22 protein-coding genes and 1 pseudogene are annotated in these 18,533 nt (G+C 55.7%); 5 read left to right on the top strand and 18 right to left on the bottom strand.

Going from position 1 to position 18,533, the window contains the following annotated elements:
* Positions 1–26 precede the first annotated feature (26 nt).
* From C3406_RS06660 to mutY, 4 genes are all read right to left on the bottom strand, one after another.
* Positions 27–1,283, bottom strand: coding sequence for a nucleoside permease (locus tag C3406_RS06660; protein WP_103822829.1), 1,257 nt, complete (start codon positions 1,281–1,283; stop codon positions 27–29).
* 236 nt (positions 1,284–1,519) lie between these two features.
* Complete coding sequence (gene mltC / locus C3406_RS06655) at positions 1,520–2,599, bottom strand: membrane-bound lytic murein transglycosylase MltC (RefSeq protein ID WP_103822828.1); 1,080 nt, start codon at positions 2,597–2,599, stop codon at positions 1,520–1,522.
* 102 nt (positions 2,600–2,701) lie between these two features.
* A complete protein-coding gene (locus tag C3406_RS06650) occupies positions 2,702–2,974 on the bottom strand; it encodes an oxidative damage protection protein (RefSeq protein ID WP_103176936.1) in 273 nt (90 codons plus the stop codon).
* 25 nt (positions 2,975–2,999) lie between these two features.
* Positions 3,000–4,052, bottom strand: a complete 1,053-nt coding sequence (gene mutY, locus C3406_RS06645; protein WP_103822827.1) for an A/G-specific adenine glycosylase — start codon at positions 4,050–4,052, stop codon at positions 3,000–3,002.
* A gap of 144 nt (positions 4,053–4,196) precedes the next feature.
* Between mutY and trmB the strand changes: the two genes are divergently transcribed.
* From trmB to C3406_RS06630, 3 genes are read left to right on the top strand one after another with little or no spacing between them, the layout of a single operon-like run.
* On the top strand, positions 4,197–4,916 hold the full coding sequence (gene trmB / locus C3406_RS06640; RefSeq protein ID WP_103822826.1) for a tRNA (guanosine(46)-N7)-methyltransferase TrmB: 720 nt from the start codon (positions 4,197–4,199) through the stop codon (positions 4,914–4,916).
* Positions 4,916–5,242, top strand: coding sequence for a YggL family protein (locus tag C3406_RS06635; RefSeq protein WP_103822825.1), 327 nt, complete (start codon positions 4,916–4,918; stop codon positions 5,240–5,242). Before trmB ends, C3406_RS06635 begins: the two co-directional genes overlap by 1 nt.
* 52 nt (positions 5,243–5,294) lie before the next feature.
* Positions 5,295–6,014: a YggN family protein gene (locus C3406_RS06630; protein ID WP_103822824.1), complete on the top strand. Its 720-nt coding sequence runs from the start codon at positions 5,295–5,297 to the stop codon at positions 6,012–6,014.
* Between the two features lie 43 nt (positions 6,015–6,057).
* Here the strand turns inward: C3406_RS06630 and C3406_RS06625 are convergent.
* From C3406_RS06625 to C3406_RS06590, 8 genes and pseudogenes are all read right to left on the bottom strand, one after another.
* Positions 6,058–7,359, bottom strand: a pseudogene (locus C3406_RS06625) (TRAP transporter large permease).
* Positions 7,359–7,862: a TRAP transporter small permease gene (locus C3406_RS06620; RefSeq protein ID WP_146052343.1), complete on the bottom strand. Its 504-nt coding sequence runs from the start codon at positions 7,860–7,862 to the stop codon at positions 7,359–7,361. The pseudogene C3406_RS06625 and the gene C3406_RS06620 overlap by 1 nt, the downstream one beginning before the upstream one ends.
* 46 nt (positions 7,863–7,908) lie before the next feature.
* Positions 7,909–8,898, bottom strand: coding sequence for a TRAP transporter substrate-binding protein (locus C3406_RS06615; protein ID WP_103822823.1), 990 nt, complete (start codon positions 8,896–8,898; stop codon positions 7,909–7,911).
* A 283-nt stretch (positions 8,899–9,181) separates the two neighbouring features.
* Positions 9,182–10,318: a radical SAM family heme chaperone HemW gene (hemW, locus tag C3406_RS06610; RefSeq protein WP_103822822.1), complete on the bottom strand. Its 1,137-nt coding sequence runs from the start codon at positions 10,316–10,318 to the stop codon at positions 9,182–9,184.
* On the bottom strand, positions 10,311–10,904 hold the full coding sequence (locus C3406_RS06605) for an XTP/dITP diphosphatase (protein WP_103176930.1): 594 nt from the start codon (positions 10,902–10,904) through the stop codon (positions 10,311–10,313). Before C3406_RS06605 ends, hemW begins: the two co-directional genes overlap by 8 nt.
* A gap of 3 nt (positions 10,905–10,907) precedes the next feature.
* Positions 10,908–11,204 carry a DUF167 family protein YggU gene (gene yggU / locus C3406_RS06600; protein ID WP_103822821.1) on the bottom strand — a complete coding sequence of 99 codons (297 nt, stop codon included), beginning with the start codon at positions 11,202–11,204 and terminating at the stop codon, positions 10,908–10,910.
* Positions 11,201–11,767 carry a YggT family protein gene (locus C3406_RS06595; RefSeq protein ID WP_103822820.1) on the bottom strand — a complete coding sequence of 189 codons (567 nt, stop codon included), beginning with the start codon at positions 11,765–11,767 and terminating at the stop codon, positions 11,201–11,203. Before C3406_RS06595 ends, yggU begins: the two co-directional genes overlap by 4 nt.
* Positions 11,768–11,788: 21 nt before the next feature.
* The gene (locus tag C3406_RS06590) at positions 11,789–12,490 is read right to left on the bottom strand and encodes a YggS family pyridoxal phosphate-dependent enzyme (protein WP_103822819.1); all 702 of its coding nucleotides are present in this window, start codon (positions 12,488–12,490) and stop codon (positions 11,789–11,791) included.
* 17 nt (positions 12,491–12,507) lie between these two features.
* On the opposite strand from C3406_RS06590, the gene C3406_RS06585 reads away from it, so the two are divergent.
* Together C3406_RS06585 and C3406_RS06580 are read left to right on the top strand one after the other, a co-directional pair.
* A complete protein-coding gene (locus C3406_RS06585) occupies positions 12,508–13,491 on the top strand; it encodes a type IV pilus twitching motility protein PilT (protein ID WP_103822818.1) in 984 nt (327 codons plus the stop codon).
* 92 nt (positions 13,492–13,583) lie between these two features.
* Entirely contained in the window at positions 13,584–14,279 is a 696-nt protein-coding gene (locus C3406_RS06580) for an IclR family transcriptional regulator (protein ID WP_103822817.1), read from the top strand.
* A gap of 32 nt (positions 14,280–14,311) precedes the next feature.
* On the opposite strand, the gene ruvX is transcribed toward C3406_RS06580, so the two are convergent.
* The 6 genes from ruvX to C3406_RS06550 all read right to left on the bottom strand — a co-directional run bounded on the left by ruvX (position 14,312) and on the right by C3406_RS06550 (position 18,526).
* Complete coding sequence (ruvX, locus tag C3406_RS06575; RefSeq protein ID WP_103822816.1) at positions 14,312–14,728, bottom strand: Holliday junction resolvase RuvX; 417 nt, start codon at positions 14,726–14,728, stop codon at positions 14,312–14,314.
* Positions 14,728–15,288, bottom strand: a complete 561-nt coding sequence (locus tag C3406_RS06570) for a YqgE/AlgH family protein (protein ID WP_103176923.1) — start codon at positions 15,286–15,288, stop codon at positions 14,728–14,730. Before C3406_RS06570 ends, ruvX begins: the two co-directional genes overlap by 1 nt.
* A gap of 155 nt (positions 15,289–15,443) precedes the next feature.
* The gene (gene gshB, locus C3406_RS06565; protein ID WP_103822815.1) at positions 15,444–16,391 is read right to left on the bottom strand and encodes a glutathione synthase; all 948 of its coding nucleotides are present in this window, start codon (positions 16,389–16,391) and stop codon (positions 15,444–15,446) included.
* 19 nt (positions 16,392–16,410) lie between these two features.
* On the bottom strand, positions 16,411–17,142 hold the full coding sequence (rsmE, locus tag C3406_RS06560; protein WP_103822814.1) for a 16S rRNA (uracil(1498)-N(3))-methyltransferase: 732 nt from the start codon (positions 17,140–17,142) through the stop codon (positions 16,411–16,413).
* Between the two features lie 84 nt (positions 17,143–17,226).
* Positions 17,227–17,934 (bottom strand): deoxyribonuclease I, encoded by a 708-nt coding sequence (gene endA / locus C3406_RS06555; protein ID WP_103822813.1) that lies wholly within the window; start codon positions 17,932–17,934, stop codon positions 17,227–17,229.
* A 94-nt stretch (positions 17,935–18,028) separates the two neighbouring features.
* Positions 18,029–18,526, bottom strand: a complete 498-nt coding sequence (locus tag C3406_RS06550) for a SprT family zinc-dependent metalloprotease (protein ID WP_103822812.1) — start codon at positions 18,524–18,526, stop codon at positions 18,029–18,031.
* Positions 18,527–18,533: the final 7 nt, after the last annotated feature.

The raw sequence follows: 18,533 nt of genomic DNA, 5'->3' as shown, positions 1-18,533 counted from the left end.
CTCCGCAGGGAGGGGGAGTTCACAGATTAATGTGCGACGGTCTGTACGCCTGTTGGGGTACGAACATGTTTGTACTTGAACAGCACCATGAACGCGAAGGCCAGTACCAGCGAGTAGCCTGCAAAGATCAGCCACACCGGCTGCCAGTCGGTAATACCGTTGGTGGTATACATCTCCACAACCTTACCGCTCACCACGCCGCCGAGAATACAGCCGAAACCGTTGGTCATCATCAGGAACATACCCTGGGCGCTGGCGCGGATTTCCGGACGTACCTCTTTCTCGACAAACACGGAACCGGAGATGTTGAAGAAGTCGAACGCGCAGCCGTAGACAATCATCGACAGCACCAGCAGCACGGTACCAAAGGCTGACGGGTCGCCGTAGGCGAACAGGCCGAAGCGCAGCATCCACGCGAAAATACTGATCATCATGACGTTCTTGATACCGTAGCGGCTCAGGAAGAACGGAATGGTCAGAATGAACAGCGTTTCGGAGATCTGCGAAATGGACATCATCACCGACGCGTGTTCAACGATAAAGCTCCCGGAGAACATTGGGTCGTTATCGAAGCTGTGCAGGAAGGTGTTGCCGAACATGTTGGTGACCTGCAGCTCCGCACCCAGCAGCATGGAGAAGATGAAGAAGATCGCCATGCGTTTGTTTTTAAACAGCGCGAACGCGTCCAGGCCAAGCATGGAGCTCCAGCTCTGGTTTTTCTGCTGGTTAGAGACCGGAATGTGCGGCAGGGTCAGGGTGAACAGCACCAGCACGATGGAGAGCGCCGCGCCGATATAGAGCTGCATATGGCTCAGCTCAAAGCCGGAGAAGCTCACCGCCCACATCGCCATAATAAAGCCGATGGTGCCCCAGATACGGATCGGCGGGAAGTCGGTCACGATGTCCAGACCCGCCGTTTTCAGGCGATAGTAGGAGATGGTGTTCACAAGCCCAAGCGTTGGCATATAGGCCAGCGAGTTAAGCAGGATCACCACAAACATCGCCCCCGGCGTGGTTACGCCCGCGGCCATAAACAGCGTGGCCGCGCCCACCAGGTGGCAGAGGGCGTAAAGCCATTTCGCGCTGATCCATTTGTCCGCCACAATCCCGAGCAGGGTCGGCATAAATACCGCGGCAATGCCCAGCGAGCTATAGACCGCGCCGATGGAAGCACCATCGAATTTCAGGGTGACAAACATGTAGGAGCCGAGCGTGGTTAGCCAGCTCCCCCACAGACAGAACTGCAGAAACGACAAGATTTTAAGCTGCAGCTTAAGGTTCATGTTACTTTCCTCACAAGAGAGCGGGCTGTATGTTGGTGTAGAAACATTTGGGTTTTGGATTTGATGCAATTCTATCAGCGAGTGGCGTGATGTTTTGTTACCTCCCGCAAAAAAATGCAATCAACATTAATTTGCAGTTTGGATTGTGATGCAAATAACAATTTCTTATGGGGAAGGCGGGCGGGGAGCGACGGAATCTTTACCCTCCCCACGAAGGAGAGGGTAAAAAAGTCACACTACTTTCTACGATAGCTCTTCTGAGCCGTATTGACCTTGTAGAGGTAGCGGCGGGACTCTGCGGAAGGGTGACGGCTGGTGAGGGTCTGGTAAACATCCCCCGGTGACATACTGTTGATAATGTTTGCCGCCTGGATTTTATCGTTGGAGAAGACCCGCAGCACGCTGCCTGCGCCGCCGTTGTAGGCGGTGATCACCGCATAGCGACGTGAGGTCGGGTTATCAATGCCGCTCAGGTAGACGTTATTCAGCATCGCCAGATAGGCGGTACCGGTGTCGATATTGCTGGCAGGATCAAACAGGTAACTGCGGCTTGGCATACCCGATCTTCCCTGCGAGCGGAACACATCCTTCCCGGCGCTGTGCTGCACAACCTGCATCAGGCCCAGGGCGTCGGAACGGCTCACCGCGTACGGGTTAAACGACGATTCAGTCTGCATAATCGCCAGGATCAGCGACTCATCGACACCATATTTACGCGATGCCTGACGGACCATCCCGACATATTTGTGCGCACGTTTATCGAGGTGGTTTGGCACCAGGTTAATGGTCACGCTGTAGATAACGCGCAGGCCGTTGCTGCGGCTTTTCAGGCGCGTCTGCAACAGGTAGTTAGCAAAATTATTAGCACGGCCTTCCCAGCGAATGGACTGGCCGGTTTGATCCACCACCTGGCCATAGAGGAACGGCTCTTTGGAGATGGTGATGTCGTCGGCATCGGAGTAGAGGTCGATAGAGCCCGGATCGTCACCCATCAGCAGGGTTTTCACGATCGCCTCGCGCAAACGCGCCGCAGGATCGGTTCCGGCAATGGTCTCGACGGTAATGGTACCTTCGTCAAAGTTGATGTGGCTGCGGGTCTGGTAAGCGTCGGTGTACTTAACGTAGTCCTTTGGCCCTGCGATCAGAACCTCGTTAAATCCCCAGATATTTTCGATGTTATGGGCGAATTGCCCCATCAGAATGTCAAAACCGTTGGTGTCCTTTACCCAGGCTTCGTTATAGCTATCGCCTTTCTTACTGGAGGAACACGAAACAAGTAACGGTGCAACAAGAGCAAGCGCTAAAAATTTTTTCATCATTCCAGGAGTGCGTGTTGTGTTTGTTCTGGGGCTGTTTTCGCCGGGTGGCGCTACGCTTACCCGGCCTACAAACCGTAGACCAGGCAAGGCGGCACGATATTATTTTTCTGGTGGCGTATAGCCTTCGATGTGAACGTCTTTGCCTTCAAACAGGAAATTGACCATCTCCTCTTCAAGCTGCTTGCGGTGTTCAACGTTCATCATGTTGAGCTTGCGCTCGTTAATCAGCATGGTTTGCTTGTGTTGCCACTGCGCCCACGCCTCTTTTGAAATTTCGTTATAGATGCGCTTACCCAGATCGCCCGGATAGAGCTGGAAGTCCTGGCCTTCTGCTTCACGCTGCAGGAAGGTGCAAAAAATTGTTCTGGCCATACTGATTCCTCTTTGTCGCCCGGAGCTAAACCGTTGCTCCGACACGTAATTGCTGTAACAGGCGCTCTACGGGAGCCGCGAGCCCCACTGACGGCGGTTGCGCTAAGTTATACCAGAGAGCGGTGCCTTCATCCATGCACGCCGTGAATGAGGACACGGGAAGCCACATTGGAACAATATCCAGATGGAAATGGCTGAAGGTATGGCGAAACGCGTTGAGCTGCATAAGAGTATCGGCAGGGATACCGCGTTGCGCCAGCCAGTCGCGAAGACGCTCTTCATCCTCAAACTGCGGGAAGCAGAAGAGACCGCCCCATAAACCGCTTGGCGGACGCTGGGCGAGCCAGACGGTCTCCTCGTGCTGCATCAGCAGGAAATAGCCGGTACGCTCTGGTAAGGTCTGCTTCGGCTTTTTACCGGGATAGTGTGCCCACGACTGGTTAGCATAGGCGACGCACAGATTATTCAGCGGGCAAAGTTCGCATTTCGGTTTCGAGCGGGTGCAGACCATTGCCCCTAAATCCATCATCGCCTGGTTAAAGCGTTCAACGCCGTGAGCGGGAGTGACCGCTTCACTGATCTCCCACAGGCGCTTCTCCACCTCTTTCTTGCCCGGCCAGCCGCTGACGGCGTAGCAGCGCGCCAGCACGCGTTTAACGTTGCCGTCGAGAATCGGGAAGTGTTTACCCAGCGAGAGAGAAAGGATAGCCCCGGCGGTAGAGCGCCCCACGCCCGGCAGGGCGGCCACTTCATCGAAGGTTTCCGGGAAGGTGCCACCGTGCAGCGACACCACCTGCTGGGCGGCTTTATGCAGATTGCGGGCGCGGGCGTAATAGCCGAGCCCGGTCCACAGGTGCAGCACCTCATCCAGCGGGGCGTTAGCCAGATCGGTCACCGTCCGAAAACGCGCCATAAAGCGCTCAAAGTAAGGGATAACCGTTGCGACCTGCGTTTGTTGCAACATCACCTCTGAGAGCCATACTTTGTACGGTGTTTTTTCAATTTGCCAGGGGAGGGTTTTACGCCCGTATTTGTCGTACCAGTCCAGCACCTGGGCTGAAAATTGAGAGGCTTGCATGGTCTTCGCTTTGCGGTATCAGGGAGGCAGATTGCAGCACAGAGGCATGCGGCTGTAAACCGGATCTTTCCCATGCTTGCATCCGGTCATTAACTTTGGATAATGCCCGTTTCCCGAACATTCTCACAAGCAGACTACTCTTTTATGAAAAACGACGTCATATCACCGGAATTTGATGAAAACGGCCGCCCGCTGCGCCGTATTCGCAGCTTTGTCCGCCGTCAGGGGCGCCTGACCAAAGGGCAGCAGCACGCGCTGGATAACTACTGGCCGGTGATGGGCGTTGAGTTCACCGAACAGCCGCTCGACTTTGTGGCGCTGTTTGGCCGCGACGCACCGGTCACACTGGAGATTGGTTTCGGCATGGGCGCTTCGCTGGTGACCATGGCAAAAGCGCGCCCGGAGCAGAACTTCCTCGGCATTGAAGTCCACTCCCCGGGTGTCGGTGCGTGTCTGGCGACCGCCCACGAAGAGGGCGTCGAGAACCTGCGCGTGATGTGTCACGACGCGGTAGAAGTGCTGCACAAGATGATTCCTGACAATTCTCTGAGCATGGTTCAGCTCTTTTTCCCTGACCCGTGGCACAAAGCACGTCATAATAAACGCCGTATCGTTCAGGAGCCGTTTGCTGAACTTCTCAGAAGCAAACTGAAGCTGGGTGGTGTTTTCCATATGGCAACCGACTGGGAACAGTATGCGGAACATATGCTGGAAGTGATGTCGGCGCTGGACGGGTATAAAAACCAGTCTGCGAGCAATGACTATGTACCGCGTCCTGAATCGCGTCCGGTAACCAAATTTGAACAGCGTGGCCATCGTCTTGGTCACGGCGTATGGGACTTAATGTTCGAGAGGGTGAAATAATGGCAAAGAACCGTAGCCGTCGTCTGCGTAAGAAAATGCACATCGAAGAGTTCCAGGAGGTGGGTTTTTCGGTTGCATGGCGTTTCCCGGAAGGCACCAGCGTAGAAAAAATTGATGAAGATGTCGATGCTTTCATCAATGAAGTCATCGAGCCGAACAAGCTGGCGTTTGACGGCAGCGGCTACCTGGCGTGGGAAGGTTTGATCTGCAAACAAGAGATCGGCAAGTGTACCGAAGAAGATCAGGCCATTGTGCGTAAGTGGCTGGAAGACCACAAATTCGAAGAGGTGCGCATCAGCGAACTTTTCGACATTTGGTGGGACTAATAGAGCATCAGGGGCCAGCAATTGCTGGCCCATTTTGTATGAGGGAGAATATATGATGCGCAAAACGCTGCTCGCCGCGGCCTTAATGACCACGGCACTCACCGCTCACGCAGAGTACAAATGTGAAGTCACGCCGCGTGATGACGTGATCCTGAGCCCGCAAACCGTGCAGGTAAAAGGTGAGAACGGCAATCTGGTGATCACCCCGGATGGCAACGTCATGTTCAACGGCAAGCAGTACACGCTGAGCGCAGCCCAACGTGAACAGGCAAAAGACTATCAGGCCGATCTGCGCAGCGCGCTGCCGTGGATTGATGAAGGCGCTCTGACCCGCGTGGAAAAAGGCCGTGTCGCCCTGGATAGGATCATCGCTAAAGAGGCAGGGGAGAGCAGCAATATGCGCTCGCGCCTCACCAAACTGGATGCGCAGTTAAAAGAGCAGATGAACCGCATTATTGAGCATCGCACCGATGGCCTGACGTTCCACTATAAAGCGATCGATCAGGTGCGCGCCGACGGCCAGCAGCTGGTGAACCAGGCGATGGGCGGCATTCTGCAGGACAGCATTAACGAGATGGGCGCCAAAGCGGTACTGAAAGGCGGCGGCAACCCGCTGCAGGGTGTGCTGGGTAGCCTGGGCGGCCTGCAAACCGCCATCCAGAACGAGTGGAAAAACCAGGAAGCGGATTTCAAGGCATTCGGCAAAGACGTGTGTCAGCGCGTTGTCTCGCTGGAAGAGAGCCGCAAGGCGCTGGTGGGCGGGCTGAAGTAACGCTATTGAACCAGCAAAGGGGGGCGCCCTTTGCTGGTCTGCATCACATTAAGCCCAGCAGTTCAGGAAGAAACAACGAAATTGCAGGGATGTAGGTAATCAGTATTAGCGCGGTTATCAGGGCTAAGTAGAACGGCAGTAGAGGTTTAATCAACTGCTGGATCTTAACCCCGGAAATAGAACAGCCGACAAATAATGCGCTGCCCACCGGCGGCGTCAGCAGGCCGATACAGAGATTGGCCACCATCATAATGCCGAAATGCACCGGATCCATCCCCAGCTCCTGAGCAATAGGCAGGAAAATAGGGGTAAAGATCAACACCGCGGGGGTCATATCCATAAAGATGCCGACGATCAGCAGCACGATATTAATCAGCAGCAGAATAATCAACGGATTATCAGAGATCCCCATCAGCGTATCGCTGATCAAATACGGAATGTCTGCGTTGGTCATCGCCCAGGACATCCCAACGGAAAAGCCGATCAGCAGCAAGACGATGGAGGTCATGACCACCGACTCCAGAATCAGCCTGGGTAACTCCCGCTACTTCACCTCCCGGTAAATCAGCACTGACAGAATAAAGGTGTAAACCACGGCGATGGCCGATGCCTCGGTGGCAGTAAAGATACCGCCCAGAATGCCGCCCATAACGATGATGACCAGCAGCAGGCTTGGCATCGCGTCAAAAAAGGCCTTTATCGCCTGAGCGCGGGTGGGGCGCTCAGCGAGTGGATAAGCGCGGCGTTTAGCAATGACGGCACAGACGATCATAACCGCCAGCCCCATCAGAAGACCCGGCAGGTAGCCCGCCATAAACAGTGAGGCTATCGAGACGCCGCCCGCGGTAAGGGAGAAGACGATCAGCACGTTGGAAGGGGGAATGAGCAGGCCCGTGATGCAGGATGTGACGTTTACCGCCGTGGTGAAGGTGGAGTCGTAACCCTGCTTTGTCTGGATGGGGTGAAGCGTTCCGCCAACGGCGGCCGCGGCGGCTACCGCGGAACCAGAGATGGAGCCAAACATCATATTCGCCATCACGTTCACGTGACCTAGCGAGCCGGGAACCCGGCCAACCATCACCTGGGCCAGATTAATCAACCGTATGGCGATCCCGCCGCTGTTCATTAGCGTGCCCGCAAAGATAAAAAACGGGATCGCCAGCAGCGAAAAATTATCCAGGCCGTTCGCCAGACGTTGGGACACCGTGACGACGGCGATCTCCCACGGGAACATCAGCAGCATGGAGGCCACCGTAGCGATACCAATCGAAAAAGAGATCGGGACGCCAATGAAAACCAACACAAAAAAGCTGCCAAACAGCGTGAGCGCTACTGCGTTTTCCATTATAACGCCTCCACGTTTGCGGTTTTCAGAGCCAGCAGGCTCTGGCACATAAAATTCAGGGCATAAAACATGATCACCAGGCCGCTCAGCGGAAGGATAAGGTAGACGTAACCCATGGGGATCTGCATGACCGCAGAGACCTGGGCCGTCTCAAGGGTTTTACCGATAAGCCGGATGCCTCCCGTTACGATGACCAGCCCGGCAAAAACAAAGATCATCAGGTTGACCAGCAGGCTCAACAGCGCCTGCTTAGGCCGACTCAGGGAGAGGGCGAGAAGGTCAATAGAGAGGTGTCGCTGGGCGCCCACGCTGTAAGCCGCACCGAGCAACCCCACCCAGATCATTAAGAAGCGTGCCAGCTCATCGGTCAGGGTGCTGGGTTGGTTAAGGACGTAGCGACTCACAACCTGCCACACCACACAGATAACCAGCGCGATCATCACCAGCACGCAAAAAGCGGCAATGACGCGGTCTACCGCAGCCTTAAGGCGGTTAAATATCATGGTGAATATCCCGTTGAAAAAGGGCCTGATGCGGCCCTTAGAAAAATTATTGCGGTACCGCGTTTTCAAACTTCGCTAACAGGGCTGCTTGTTTAGGATCTTTTTTGAAATCATCAAACAGCGGCTGCACCGCGGCGCGGAAGGGGACTTTATCAACTTTGATAATCTCACCACCCATCGCTTTTGCCTGGGCACGGGTTTGCGCATCAATCTCATCCCACAGTTTTTGCTGGTAAACCTGTGAGTTGCTGGCGGCGGTTGCCAGGATCTGCTGCTGCGCCGGGGTCAGAGCGTCCCAGGTTTTGGTGGCGATAACCAGAAAGTCCGGTATTGAGGCGTGTTCATCCTCAGAAAAGACCTTCGCGATTTCAATATGGCGAGTTTGCACCCATGACGGCACATTATTTTCCGCCCCATCAACCACCCCTTGCTGCATGGCGGTATAGACTTCGCCGAAGGAGACCGGCGTTGGCGAGCCACCCATAAGTTCAATCATTTTTATCGTGGTGGGGCTTGGCTGAACGCGAATTTTAAGCCCTTTCAAATCGTCTGGTTTGGTAATGGGCTTTTTAGCATAAAAGCTACGGGTGCCAGCAACGTAAGCGGATAACGCAAAAAAGCCTCTCTCTTTGGTCGACGCCATAATTTCTTTGCCGATGTCGCCAAATACGACGGTATTAAAGTGGGCCTGATCGCGAAATAAAAAAGGTAAATTATAGATGGCGTAAATATTATCAAAGGATTCTAAATCACTGGCTGAGCCTTTTGTCATATCCAGCGCGCCATTTTGTAAAAGCTCCATGGTTTCGCGGGCATTGCCCATTTGGCTGCTGGGATAGATCCGTATGGTCATGGTGCCATCAGAGAGCGTTTTAACATCTTTCGCCATGGCTTCGAACGCCCGGTGGACAACGTGGCTACGTTCGAGATTATGCGCCAGTTTCAGGGTGACTTTATCCGCTGCGCTGGCAGCAGTAGCGAATAACGTAATTGAAAGTGCCGATAATAATAAACGTAAATACGAACGAGTTTTCATTATTAAGCTCCATGCTAAAAGGTTGTTATCACTAATTCCATTACGCGTTACTTTTATTTGTATGACAGATTAACAAAGTTGTCGTACATGTGTCGCAATAGTAATCGTAATTTCCGCATGGAGTAGGGGTTTATTATTAAAATGTGCGCTGGATTAGATAAATAGACGGAGGGGGATTAATGATTCAGCCAAAAATATATGGTCTACTTTATTTGTGATTAAAAAGCCGTAATGTTTATTCGGTTTTAACGATATAAAAATGCGCCCGGAGGCGCATCAGGCATTATTCTGCGAGGAACAGCTCAAGAAGGGAGTTCAGGAACAATTTCCCCTGCTGGGTGATTTGCCAGTACTGGTCGCATTCGGTCAGATAACCTTTGGCGATGGCTTCATTCAGTTGAGGGCGAATTACCGCTTCAGGCAAGCCGGTATACAACGTAAACTCCGCGCGCGGTGCGGCTTCCAGCAGGCGGAAGCGGTTCATAAAGAACTCGAACGGCTTATCTTCGGCTTCAACATCATGGCTGCGCTCAAGATAGCGTCCTTCCATATAGCCACGCGGATGGCGCGTTTTAGCCGTGCGCAGAATCCGTCCGTCCGGGAAGGTCACTTTGCCGTGGGCGCCACAGCCAATGCCCAGGTAGTCGCCAAAACGCCAGTAGTTCAGGTTGTGCTGACACTGGTAGCCAGGCTTCGCGTAGGCCGAGGTTTCGTACTGCTGATACCCGGCAGCGGTCAAAAGCCTGTGGCCTTGCTCGAAAATATCCCACAGCGCGTCATCATCAGGCAGCACCGGCGGGCGTGAACCAAACAGCGTGTTCGGCTCAATGGTCAGCTGATACCAGGAGAGGTGTGGCGGGTTCAGCTCAATGGCCTGGCGCAGATCGTCCAGCGCTTCCTCCAGGGACTGATCCGGCAGGCCGTGCATCAGGTCGAGGTTAAAGCTGCGCAATCCCAGCCCGGTCGCAAGATGAGCGGCGCGCTTTGCTTCATCCGGGCCATGAATACGTCCCAGACGCGTTAACTTTGACGCGCTAAAGCTCTGCACGCCAATGGAGATACGGTTCACCCCGGCGCGCTGATACTCCACAAAACGGTCGGCCTCAACGGTCCCCGGGTTGGCCTCCATGGTAATCTCTGCATCCGCTGCCAGATTAAGACGCGCACGCACGCCATCCAGCAGCGTCTGCATCGCCGGGCCTGAGAGCAGGCTCGGCGTACCGCCACCGATAAAAATGGTCTTTACTTCACGTCCCTGCGCGTAAGGTACGTCGGCGTCCAGATCGGCAAGCAGATGCTGAACGTAATCGTCATGGGGTACTTCGCCTTTTAGCGCATGCGAGTTGAAATCGCAGTACGGGCATTTCTGCACGCACCACGGGATGTGAATATAAAGACTCAATGGTGGCAAATTAGCCATTACGTAATGCTTCCAGTAACAGTTTCAGGGCGCGTCCACGATGGGAAATCGCGCTTTTTTCTTCGCGGGTCAGTTCCGCAGCGGTTTTGCCCTCGCTCGGGACAAAGAAGATCGGATCGTAGCCAAAGCCGCCATTGCCTGCCGCCTCGCGGGCGATCACGCCCGGCCAGCTGCCGTGGCAGACCAGTGGCGTTGGGTCTTCAGCGTGACGCATATAGACCAGCACGCAGTGGAACTGCGCTTTGCGCTGCTCATCCGGTACATCCTTGAGCGTTTCCAGCAGCTTTTCGAGGTTCTGCTGGTCGCTGGCATCGACGCCGGAATAGCGGGCGGAGTAAATTCCTGGCGCGCCGCCAAGGGCATCTACCGCCAGGCCTGAGTCATCGGCAATGGCCGGTAAGCCGGTGACCTGTGCAGCATGGCGCGCCTTCAGAATGGCGTTTTCAATAAAGGTCAGGCCGGTCTCTTCCGCAGAGTCCACGCCCAGTTCGGTCTGGGCAACCACATCCAGACCAAAATCATTTAACAGCGAGGCCAGCTCGCGCACTTTACCGGCGTTACCGGTAGCGAGAACAACTTTTTGCATCTGTTAATCCTGTTGTATCAGTGCCGCGACTTCCGTCGGGATTTGTTGCGGATTTAGAATTTTGACCTGCTTGTGACGGCCCAGTTCACCTTTCTCGATCAACACCTGACTTTTCGCAACGCGAAACTGCTTCGCCAGATACTTCACCAGATGGGCGTTGGCCTGGCCATCCACAGGAGGGGCGGTGATGGCGACTTTTACTTCGTCGCCATGCAGCCCGATAATCGTGTCGCGGCTGGCTTTCGGCTGAATATACAGCCGTAAAACCAGCCCATCGGCGCAGGTGCTGACAGCACTCATAACGCCATCCACAGCCCCGGCAGCAACATATTGCCTGTGGACTGCAGCAGTTCAGCGATACCCATGTTGATCACGTACAGCAGCAGTACGAGGATCATCGGGGAGAAGTCAATTCCGCCCATGGCTGGCAGCAGATTACGAATCGGGCGCAGCAGCGGGTCGGCAAGCTGAATCAGGGCATACTCCACCGGGCTACGGCCCTGGCTTACCCAGCTCATGATCGCCATCAGCAGCAGAACCCAGAAAATCAACAGGCCGATCGTTTTTATCAGGATCAACACCGCCGCGATCCAGATGATCGGCTGGAAGGTGATGACCATAAACAGCACGATCGCTTTCACCACGCACAGGATCAGCGCAACCAGCAGGGAGGCGCTGTCAATCGGGCCCATCGGCGGGATGACCCGGCGCAGCGGCCCGACAATCGGTTGGGTCACTTTCACGACAAACTGTGAGAAGGGGTTGTAAAAATCACAACGGGCCCACTGCATCCAGACGCGTAACAAAAGCACCATCGTATACAGTTCAATGACCGTTGAGAGCAGGAAGGTCAACGTCTTCATGGCGTTCCTCAGGTTTCCTTATTATTGGGTGTAATCGCGCGCGCCGAAAATAGCTGTCCCGATGCGCACCATGGTGCTGCCAGCCGCAATCGCGGCGGCCATATCGTCCGTCATGCCCAGTGAAAGCGTGTCGACCGTTGGGTAGCGCGTTTTAAGCGCCTCAAATGCTACAGCCATTTGCCGGGCTACGGCAAACTGCCTGTCGTAATCTGTTTCAGGGGCCGGGATCGCCATTAACCCGCGCAGGCGAAGGCCGGGCAGGACGGCAACCTGTTCCGCCAGATGCTCCAGTTCCTCAAGAGCAATACCTGACTTACTGTTTTCGTCGCTAATATTGATTTGAATCAGCACGTTAAGCGGCGGCATCTCGGCCGGGCGCTGCTCGCTCAGACGGGTGGCGATGCGCAGACGATCGACGGTATGACACCAGTCGAAATGCTCCGCCACCAGCCGGCTTTTGTTTGACTGTAGTGGCCCGATAAAATGCCACTGCAGATCCGCGGTGCCCTTTTCCCGGAAATGGCGGATTTTTTCCACCCCTTCCTGCACGTAGTTTTCACCGAACATGCGCTGGCCTGCATCAATCGCTTCTGCGATGGCGCTCGCAGGCTTGGTTTTACTGACTGCAAGCAACGTAACTTCTTCTGAAGCACGGCCGCAACCTGTTGCCGCGGCTGAGATTTTGTCCCTGACCTGTGCCAGGTTATGCGCAATGTCGTTCATTTTCCGGGGATCATTAAATGGATATGGAAGAAATTGTGGCCCTTAGTGTAAAGCATAACGTGTCGGATCTACACCTGTGCAGTAACGCGCCACCTCGCTGGCGGCGGCGAGGGAAAATGGAATTTGCCCCCTTTCCGGGGCCGGAGGTCGCGATGCTGCTGAAAAGCTGGCTTAGCGACGAGCAGCAGGGGGCATGGTGCGCCCAGGGTCAGGTGGATTTTGCCGTTACGCTTGCGAGCAAGCAGCGACTGCGGGCCAGCGCCTTTGCACATATGCAGGGGTGTTCCCTGGCGCTCCGCCTGCTTCCAGACGAGTGCCCGCAGTTGCATACACTGGGAGCGCCGCGGGCGATACCTGAACTGCTGGCAAATGATAACGGCCTGATACTGGTGACCGGGGCGACAGGCAGCGGTAAATCCACCACGCTTGCGGCGATGGTCGATTTTCTCAATCACCATAGCGACGGACATATCCTGACGCTTGAAGATCCGGTGGAATTTATCCATCAGAGCAAGCGTTGCCTGATTCAGCAGCGGGAGATTGGCCTGCATTGCCTCTCCTTTTCCGACGCGCTGCGGGCAGCATTACGTGAAGATCCCGATGTGATCCTGCTGGGCGAACTGCGTGACAGCGAGACAATCCGCCTTGCGCTTACCGCCGCCGAGACCGGGCATCTGGTGCTGGCGACGCTTCACACCCGGGGCGCCGCCCAGGCGGTGGAGAGGCTGGTGGATGCCTTTCCCGCGCAGGAAAAAGAGCCGGTACGTAAACAGCTGGCAGGCAGCCTGCGGGCCGTGCTGGCGCAAAAACTCGAAAGGGATAACCAGCAGGGATGCGTCGCGCTGTTCGAGCTGCTGGTTAATACCCCAGCGGCGGCCAATTTGATCCGTGAAGGCAAAACCTATCAACTGCCCGGCGTGATCCAGACCGGGCAGCAGGCTGGCATGCAAAACTTCGAGCAGAGCCTGGCTGAGCGCAGGGCGCAGGGGCGATTGTCATAAGCTTGCGCCAGCAGAGAATGCCTCTCATGGCCTTGTTTCCTGCGGTATGAGCGCTAAAATCGAGTTTCTGATTGCACTGATTGAAAGCGGCTATGTCATCACAACCGAACCAAAGTCTTATCGACGGCATTCGCTGTCTGCAATATCTGGTTTCCAGCGGCCGTGCTATCGGTTGCCGTGAACTCGCACGACTGATGGGGATCAACACCACCCGGGTGAACCGTTTGCTGATGACCATGGCCTCTATTGGCCTGACCATGCAGGACGAGCACCGCCGCTACCTGCCAGGCCCCGGTATTCATGCCCTGGCGGCGCAGTCCATCCGTGGCTCGGAGCTGTTCTCCCGCGCCTTGCCCCGGCTGGAGCGCCATGCGCCACGCGATATCGTGGTGGCGTTGGGGGTGCTGTGGGAGGATCAGGTCATTTATATCTGGCACGCCGTTCCCGGCAGCCAGGCCAGCCAGGCGCTGGCTGGATTCCATATGCTCCCCGCCTGGCAATCGGTGATTGGCATGTCGCTGCTGGCGAGCGAACCGGATGACGCGCTGATCCCCCGCTTTACGCCCGAGCAGTGGCAAAACCTCGCCCCGCATGTGGCCCAGCAGCGTGAGCAGGGACGTGTGATCTGGCATCACGACGACGGTGAAGTGTCGATGGCGGTACCCGTAGGAGCGCATCATGCCGCGCTGGCGTTTGCCGGTATGTGGAATATTGACGATGAGAGCGTCCGCTCACGTCTTGATGAGCTGACCGCGCTCAACGCCACGCTGCTGGCGGACCAGGAGTGAATTGCCCGGATTGCCGGGCAAAGGGAAGGGGATCAGTAACCCTGCTCGAAGTAACTTTCGAGAATAATCACCGCAGAAGCGGAATCGACGCTGCCTTTGTTTAGCGCGCGAAAACCGCCATGCTCGAACAGACCGGCGCGGGCTTCAACCGTGCTTAACCGCTCGTCATGCAGCTTAATCGCCACGCCAAAACGGCCATGAATTTTATTGGCAAAATTGCGCGCCCGGGCAGTTAGTGGCTGTTCTGTGCCATCCATATTCAGCGGTAAACCGACGATGACCTCGTCCGGCTGCCACTCTTTCAGCAGTCGTTCGATCAGGTTCCAGTCCGGGGTGCCGTTTTGCGCTTTCAGCGCCGTCAGCGGGCGGGCGGTGCCGGTGATGCGCTGGCCGATCGCCACGCCGATACTTTTGGTGCCGAAATCAAAGGCGAGAAGCGTGCCGCTCATCAGGCATGCCCCGCGACACCAGGCATGGTCTGGATATCAATGCCAATCAGTTTTGCCGCATCCCGCCAGCGATCGGCGATGGGGGTTTTAAACAGAATGTTCAGATCTGCCGGGGCCGTGAGCCAGGCATTATCCAGGATCTCCTGCTCAAGCTGGCCTTTTTCCCATGAGGCGTAACCGAGCGCCACAAGCACATCCGCCGGCTGGCTGGTGGTGCCCAGCGTCTCCAGCACGTCACGGGAGGTGGTCACAACGGTATTGTCAGAGATGCGGATGCTGGAGGAGAAACCGGGCGGCGTATGCAAAATAAAGCCGCGATCTTCTGCCAGCGGGCCACCCAGCATCACCGGTTTGTCGAGACGAATTTCAGGAACACGTTCGTCCTGGGAAATTTTCAGTTTTTCCAGAATGCCTTCAACAGTCAGATTTTCCAGCGGTTTATTGATGATAATCCCCATCGCACCCTCTTCGCTGTACTCGCAGATATACACGACGGAACGGCGGAAAATCGGATCCTGGAGAGCAGGCATGGCAATCAGAAAGTGATGCTGTAAATTCATTGTCAGAGGTTCAGTTTCCTGGTTTAAAAAGCGACAGCACCCAGTATGCGGACAAAACCCGACACTGTCACTATACACTTCACCCTTCACGCTGCCGAAGCAACGGCTGCGCCTTGATGCAGCATGAAGGGTTGTGTGTATAAATATTGGGACTGTTACTGCTTCAGCCGTTTTTCGATCGCATCCATCAGCATGCCGGTAATAGACACCGGGAACTCAGCTTCGATTTCACGAATACAGGTCGGGCTGGTCACGTTCACTTCTGTCAGGCGATCGCCAATGATGTCCAGACCCACGAAGATCAGCCCTTTGGCTTTTAACAGCGGACCCACGCGGCGGGCTATTTCCCAGTCGCTTTCGGTCAGCGGACGCGGCTCGCCACGGCCACCGGCCGCCAGGTTACCACGGGTTTCGCCACCCTGCGGAATACGCGCCAGGCAGTAAGGCACCGGTTCGCCGTCCACCACCAGCACGCGCTTGTCGCCTTCGACAATCGCCGGAATATAGTTCTGCGCCATGCAGTAGCGGGTGCCGTGCTCGGTCAGCGTTTCGGCGATCACCCCCAGGTTTGGGTCACCCTCTTTAACGCGGAAGATTGAGGCGCCGCCCATGCCGTCCAGCGGTTTCAGGATGATATCGCCATGTTTCTGCCAGAAGGCTTTCAGCTGCGCTTTGTTGCGCGTCACCAGCGTCTCTGGCGTCAGGTCGGAGAACCAGGCGGTGTAGAGCTTCTCGTTACAGTCGCGAAGGCTCTGCGGCTTGTTGACGATCAGGGTGCCTTTCTCTTCTGCGCGCTCCAGAATATAGGTGCAGTAGATGTACTCCGTGTCGAACGGCGGGTCTTTACGCATCAGGATCACGTCGAGTTCGGCAAGCGGCAGATCCTGCTCGGAACCAAACTCGTACCATTTATCGTAATTCTGCTCGACGTTGACGATGCGGGTGCGCGCACGCGCTTCGCCGTTAATCAGGTAGAGGTCGCTCATCTCCATATAGTGGAGCTGATAGCCGCGACGTTGCGCTTCCAGCAGCATAGCGAAGCTGGAATCTTTCTTGATATTGATGCTTGCGATGGGGTCCATCACGATGCCGAGCTTGATCATTGTCTTCTCCGTTAATGCTTCAACCTAAATCGCCAAAACGCACCTGCAGGGCAGTGATGGCGGTTAGCGCGGTGGTCTCAGTACGCAGAACGCGGGGTCCCAACAGAATATCAGTAAACTGGTAGCGTGCGGTCATGGCGATCTCATCCGCCGACAGGCCGCCTTCCGGACCGATCAACAAACGCACGCGCTCAACCGGCAGCGGCAGGGTGTTGATGCTGGCGCTGGCGCGGGGATGAAGGTTGAGCTTCAGACCCTGCTCCTCTTCCGCGCACCAGGCTTCAAGATCCATGGCCGGACGGATCTCCGGGACGCGGTTGCGGCCACACTGCTCACAGGCGGCAATGGCGATTTTTTGCCACTGCTGGAGCTTCTTATTCAGACGTTCAGCATCCAGTTTAACCCCGCAGCGCTCAGAAAAAAGTGGCGTAATGAGGCTTACACCCAGTTCGATCGATTTCTGGATGGTGAATTCCATTTTTTCGCCGCGCGACATCACCTGGCCTAAATGGATATGCAGCGGTGATTCACGATCGTCAATGTCGCCACGCAGGACGCTGACCTGCACGCTTTTTTTATCGGCGCGGATAATTTCGGCGTCAAAAACCTGGTTTGAACCATCAAACAGTTGAATCGCCTGGCCTGCACCCATGCGCAGCACGCGGCCAACGTGGTTGGCGGCCTCTTCAGAGAGGGCGATTTCGCTGCCAGCGGCAATCGGTTCTGGGTGATAAATACGAGGAACACGCATAGTTAAGAAATCCATCAAGAGCTGAGTCCCCCTCATCCCACAGGGGAGAGGGGAACGCTAAGAAACAGTTGCCGCTAGTGTAGGTTAGCTCTTTTGCGCCTGGCAAGCGCGCTGGACGTAAGGGTTGTGATTCCCCTGTACTTTGGCGATGCGCTCGTCTCGTATGCACTCCCAGGCCGTGACCGGATAGAGTTTATCCCAGGCGTTGAAGAGCTGGGTCTGCTGGCGGGAGAGGTTGAGGTGATACCTGTCGCGCATATAGAAGTAGATGCGGGCGATGCTGCCGCGGGCGCGGGCAGGCGGCTCGGAAAGTTTCTCCTTGAAATCGACCTTCATGGCGCACTGGCCATACTGGCCTTCGCCGCCGTTCCACTGGCTGTACATAAAGTTGCCGCGATCGCCATTTACCTCGCCCACGGCGGGTTGCAGGTTATGCATGTCGCTCTCTATCTGGCGATAGATTGGGTCTTTGGCGCAGTTTTTACGCCCGCCATCCTGCCAGCACTGACGCTGGTGGCCGAACTGCCAGGCCGGGACCACATGTTCCCATTCGATACGGCTGGCGCGGTTCTCATTTTTACGCACTTTATAGCCGCAGGAGGCCAGATCCACGACCCCTTTTTTGCCCTGCCAGTTAATTTTGCAGCCACAGTAAAAATCGCCCGGTACGTCAGCATTGACCTTTACGCCTGCGGCTTTTGCCTGAGAGAAACTGTGGATACCTTCGGCCAGCGCATGGCCTGAGAACGCCGTCGTCAGAAATGCGACCGCGAGAGAGAAATTACGGGACATCGTGAACTCCGTGTCAAAACGAGCCCGCAACGTAACGAAAGTTGTTCCTGTATGCAATCAGGTAGATCAGGAATGTTCCTGATTGTTCTGCCGCTTACTCAGCGATAAGGGGTTCACCGCACTTGACGCAGCGGTAAGTGGCTTCACCGCGCACCACCCGGTTATGGCGACGCACCGTAAGCTGGTGCTGCTGACAGGGGCAGCGATAGGGGAACGTATTGCGGCGAACGGAATCAAGCTCGAACTGGTGGGTTCGGCGAGCCGGTACGCCCAGCACGGCTTCCATCATCCATTTCCACTCTTTGCCGTGGGGCGCCACGCGGCCAAAGTGCTTCCATACCAGCAGATGCGCCAGTTCATGCGGCACCACTTCGTCAATAAACGCCTGCTGGTTTTCCAGCATTAACACGGGGTTAAGGCGGATCTCGTAGGCATCCAGCCAGGCGGTGCCTGCTGCGGTGCCGCGTTGCTGCCACACCAGCTTAGGTTCAGGGTAGTTCCGGTCGAGTTTCAGGTTGGCCTGGGCCAGTTTATCGCGCAGGCTGCGCATAGCGGCTTGCTGAAGCGCAATGGGGAGACGGGGTGTTTTCATAGGAGCA

The sequence above is a fragment of the Leclercia sp. LSNIH8 genome (assembly GCF_002920195.1).
Taxonomy (GTDB): domain Bacteria; phylum Pseudomonadota; class Gammaproteobacteria; order Enterobacterales; family Enterobacteriaceae; genus Enterobacter.
The sequence above is the reverse complement of the archived record's forward strand: the minus strand, read 5'-3'. Positions and strand labels throughout refer to the sequence as shown.

What these genes read in the sequence shown, in the direction of transcription:
- C3406_RS06660 (WP_103822829.1), bottom strand. Translation starts at nt 1,283, where the DNA reads ATGAACCTTAAGCTGCAGCTTAAAATCTTGTCGTTTCTGCAGTTCTGT.
- mltC (WP_103822828.1), bottom strand. Translation starts at nt 2,599, where the DNA reads ATGAAAAAATTTTTAGCGCTTGCTCTTGTTGCACCGTTACTTGTTTCG.
- C3406_RS06650 (WP_103176936.1), bottom strand. Translation starts at nt 2,974, where the DNA reads ATGGCCAGAACAATTTTTTGCACCTTCCTGCAGCGTGAAGCAGAAGGC.
- mutY (WP_103822827.1), bottom strand. Translation starts at nt 4,052, where the DNA reads ATGCAAGCCTCTCAATTTTCAGCCCAGGTGCTGGACTGGTACGACAAA.
- trmB (WP_103822826.1), top strand. Translation starts at nt 4,197, where the DNA reads ATGAAAAACGACGTCATATCACCGGAATTTGATGAAAACGGCCGCCCG.
- C3406_RS06635 (WP_103822825.1), top strand. Translation starts at nt 4,916, where the DNA reads ATGGCAAAGAACCGTAGCCGTCGTCTGCGTAAGAAAATGCACATCGAA.
- C3406_RS06630 (WP_103822824.1), top strand. Translation starts at nt 5,295, where the DNA reads ATGATGCGCAAAACGCTGCTCGCCGCGGCCTTAATGACCACGGCACTC.
- C3406_RS06620 (WP_146052343.1), bottom strand. Translation starts at nt 7,862, where the DNA reads ATGATATTTAACCGCCTTAAGGCTGCGGTAGACCGCGTCATTGCCGCT.
- C3406_RS06615 (WP_103822823.1), bottom strand. Translation starts at nt 8,898, where the DNA reads ATGAAAACTCGTTCGTATTTACGTTTATTATTATCGGCACTTTCAATT.
- hemW (WP_103822822.1), bottom strand. Translation starts at nt 10,318, where the DNA reads ATGGCTAATTTGCCACCATTGAGTCTTTATATTCACATCCCGTGGTGC.
- C3406_RS06605 (WP_103176930.1), bottom strand. Translation starts at nt 10,904, where the DNA reads ATGCAAAAAGTTGTTCTCGCTACCGGTAACGCCGGTAAAGTGCGCGAG.
- yggU (WP_103822821.1), bottom strand. Translation starts at nt 11,204, where the DNA reads ATGAGTGCTGTCAGCACCTGCGCCGATGGGCTGGTTTTACGGCTGTAT.
- C3406_RS06595 (WP_103822820.1), bottom strand. Translation starts at nt 11,767, where the DNA reads ATGAAGACGTTGACCTTCCTGCTCTCAACGGTCATTGAACTGTATACG.
- C3406_RS06590 (WP_103822819.1), bottom strand. Translation starts at nt 12,490, where the DNA reads ATGAACGACATTGCGCATAACCTGGCACAGGTCAGGGACAAAATCTCA.
- C3406_RS06585 (WP_103822818.1), top strand. Translation starts at nt 12,508, where the DNA reads ATGGATATGGAAGAAATTGTGGCCCTTAGTGTAAAGCATAACGTGTCG.
- C3406_RS06580 (WP_103822817.1), top strand. Translation starts at nt 13,584, where the DNA reads ATGTCATCACAACCGAACCAAAGTCTTATCGACGGCATTCGCTGTCTG.
- ruvX (WP_103822816.1), bottom strand. Translation starts at nt 14,728, where the DNA reads ATGAGCGGCACGCTTCTCGCCTTTGATTTCGGCACCAAAAGTATCGGC.
- C3406_RS06570 (WP_103176923.1), bottom strand. Translation starts at nt 15,288, where the DNA reads ATGAATTTACAGCATCACTTTCTGATTGCCATGCCTGCTCTCCAGGAT.
- gshB (WP_103822815.1), bottom strand. Translation starts at nt 16,391, where the DNA reads ATGATCAAGCTCGGCATCGTGATGGACCCCATCGCAAGCATCAATATC.
- rsmE (WP_103822814.1), bottom strand. Translation starts at nt 17,142, where the DNA reads ATGCGTGTTCCTCGTATTTATCACCCAGAACCGATTGCCGCTGGCAGC.
- endA (WP_103822813.1), bottom strand. Translation starts at nt 17,934, where the DNA reads ATGTCCCGTAATTTCTCTCTCGCGGTCGCATTTCTGACGACGGCGTTC.
- C3406_RS06550 (WP_103822812.1), bottom strand. Translation starts at nt 18,526, where the DNA reads ATGAAAACACCCCGTCTCCCCATTGCGCTTCAGCAAGCCGCTATGCGC.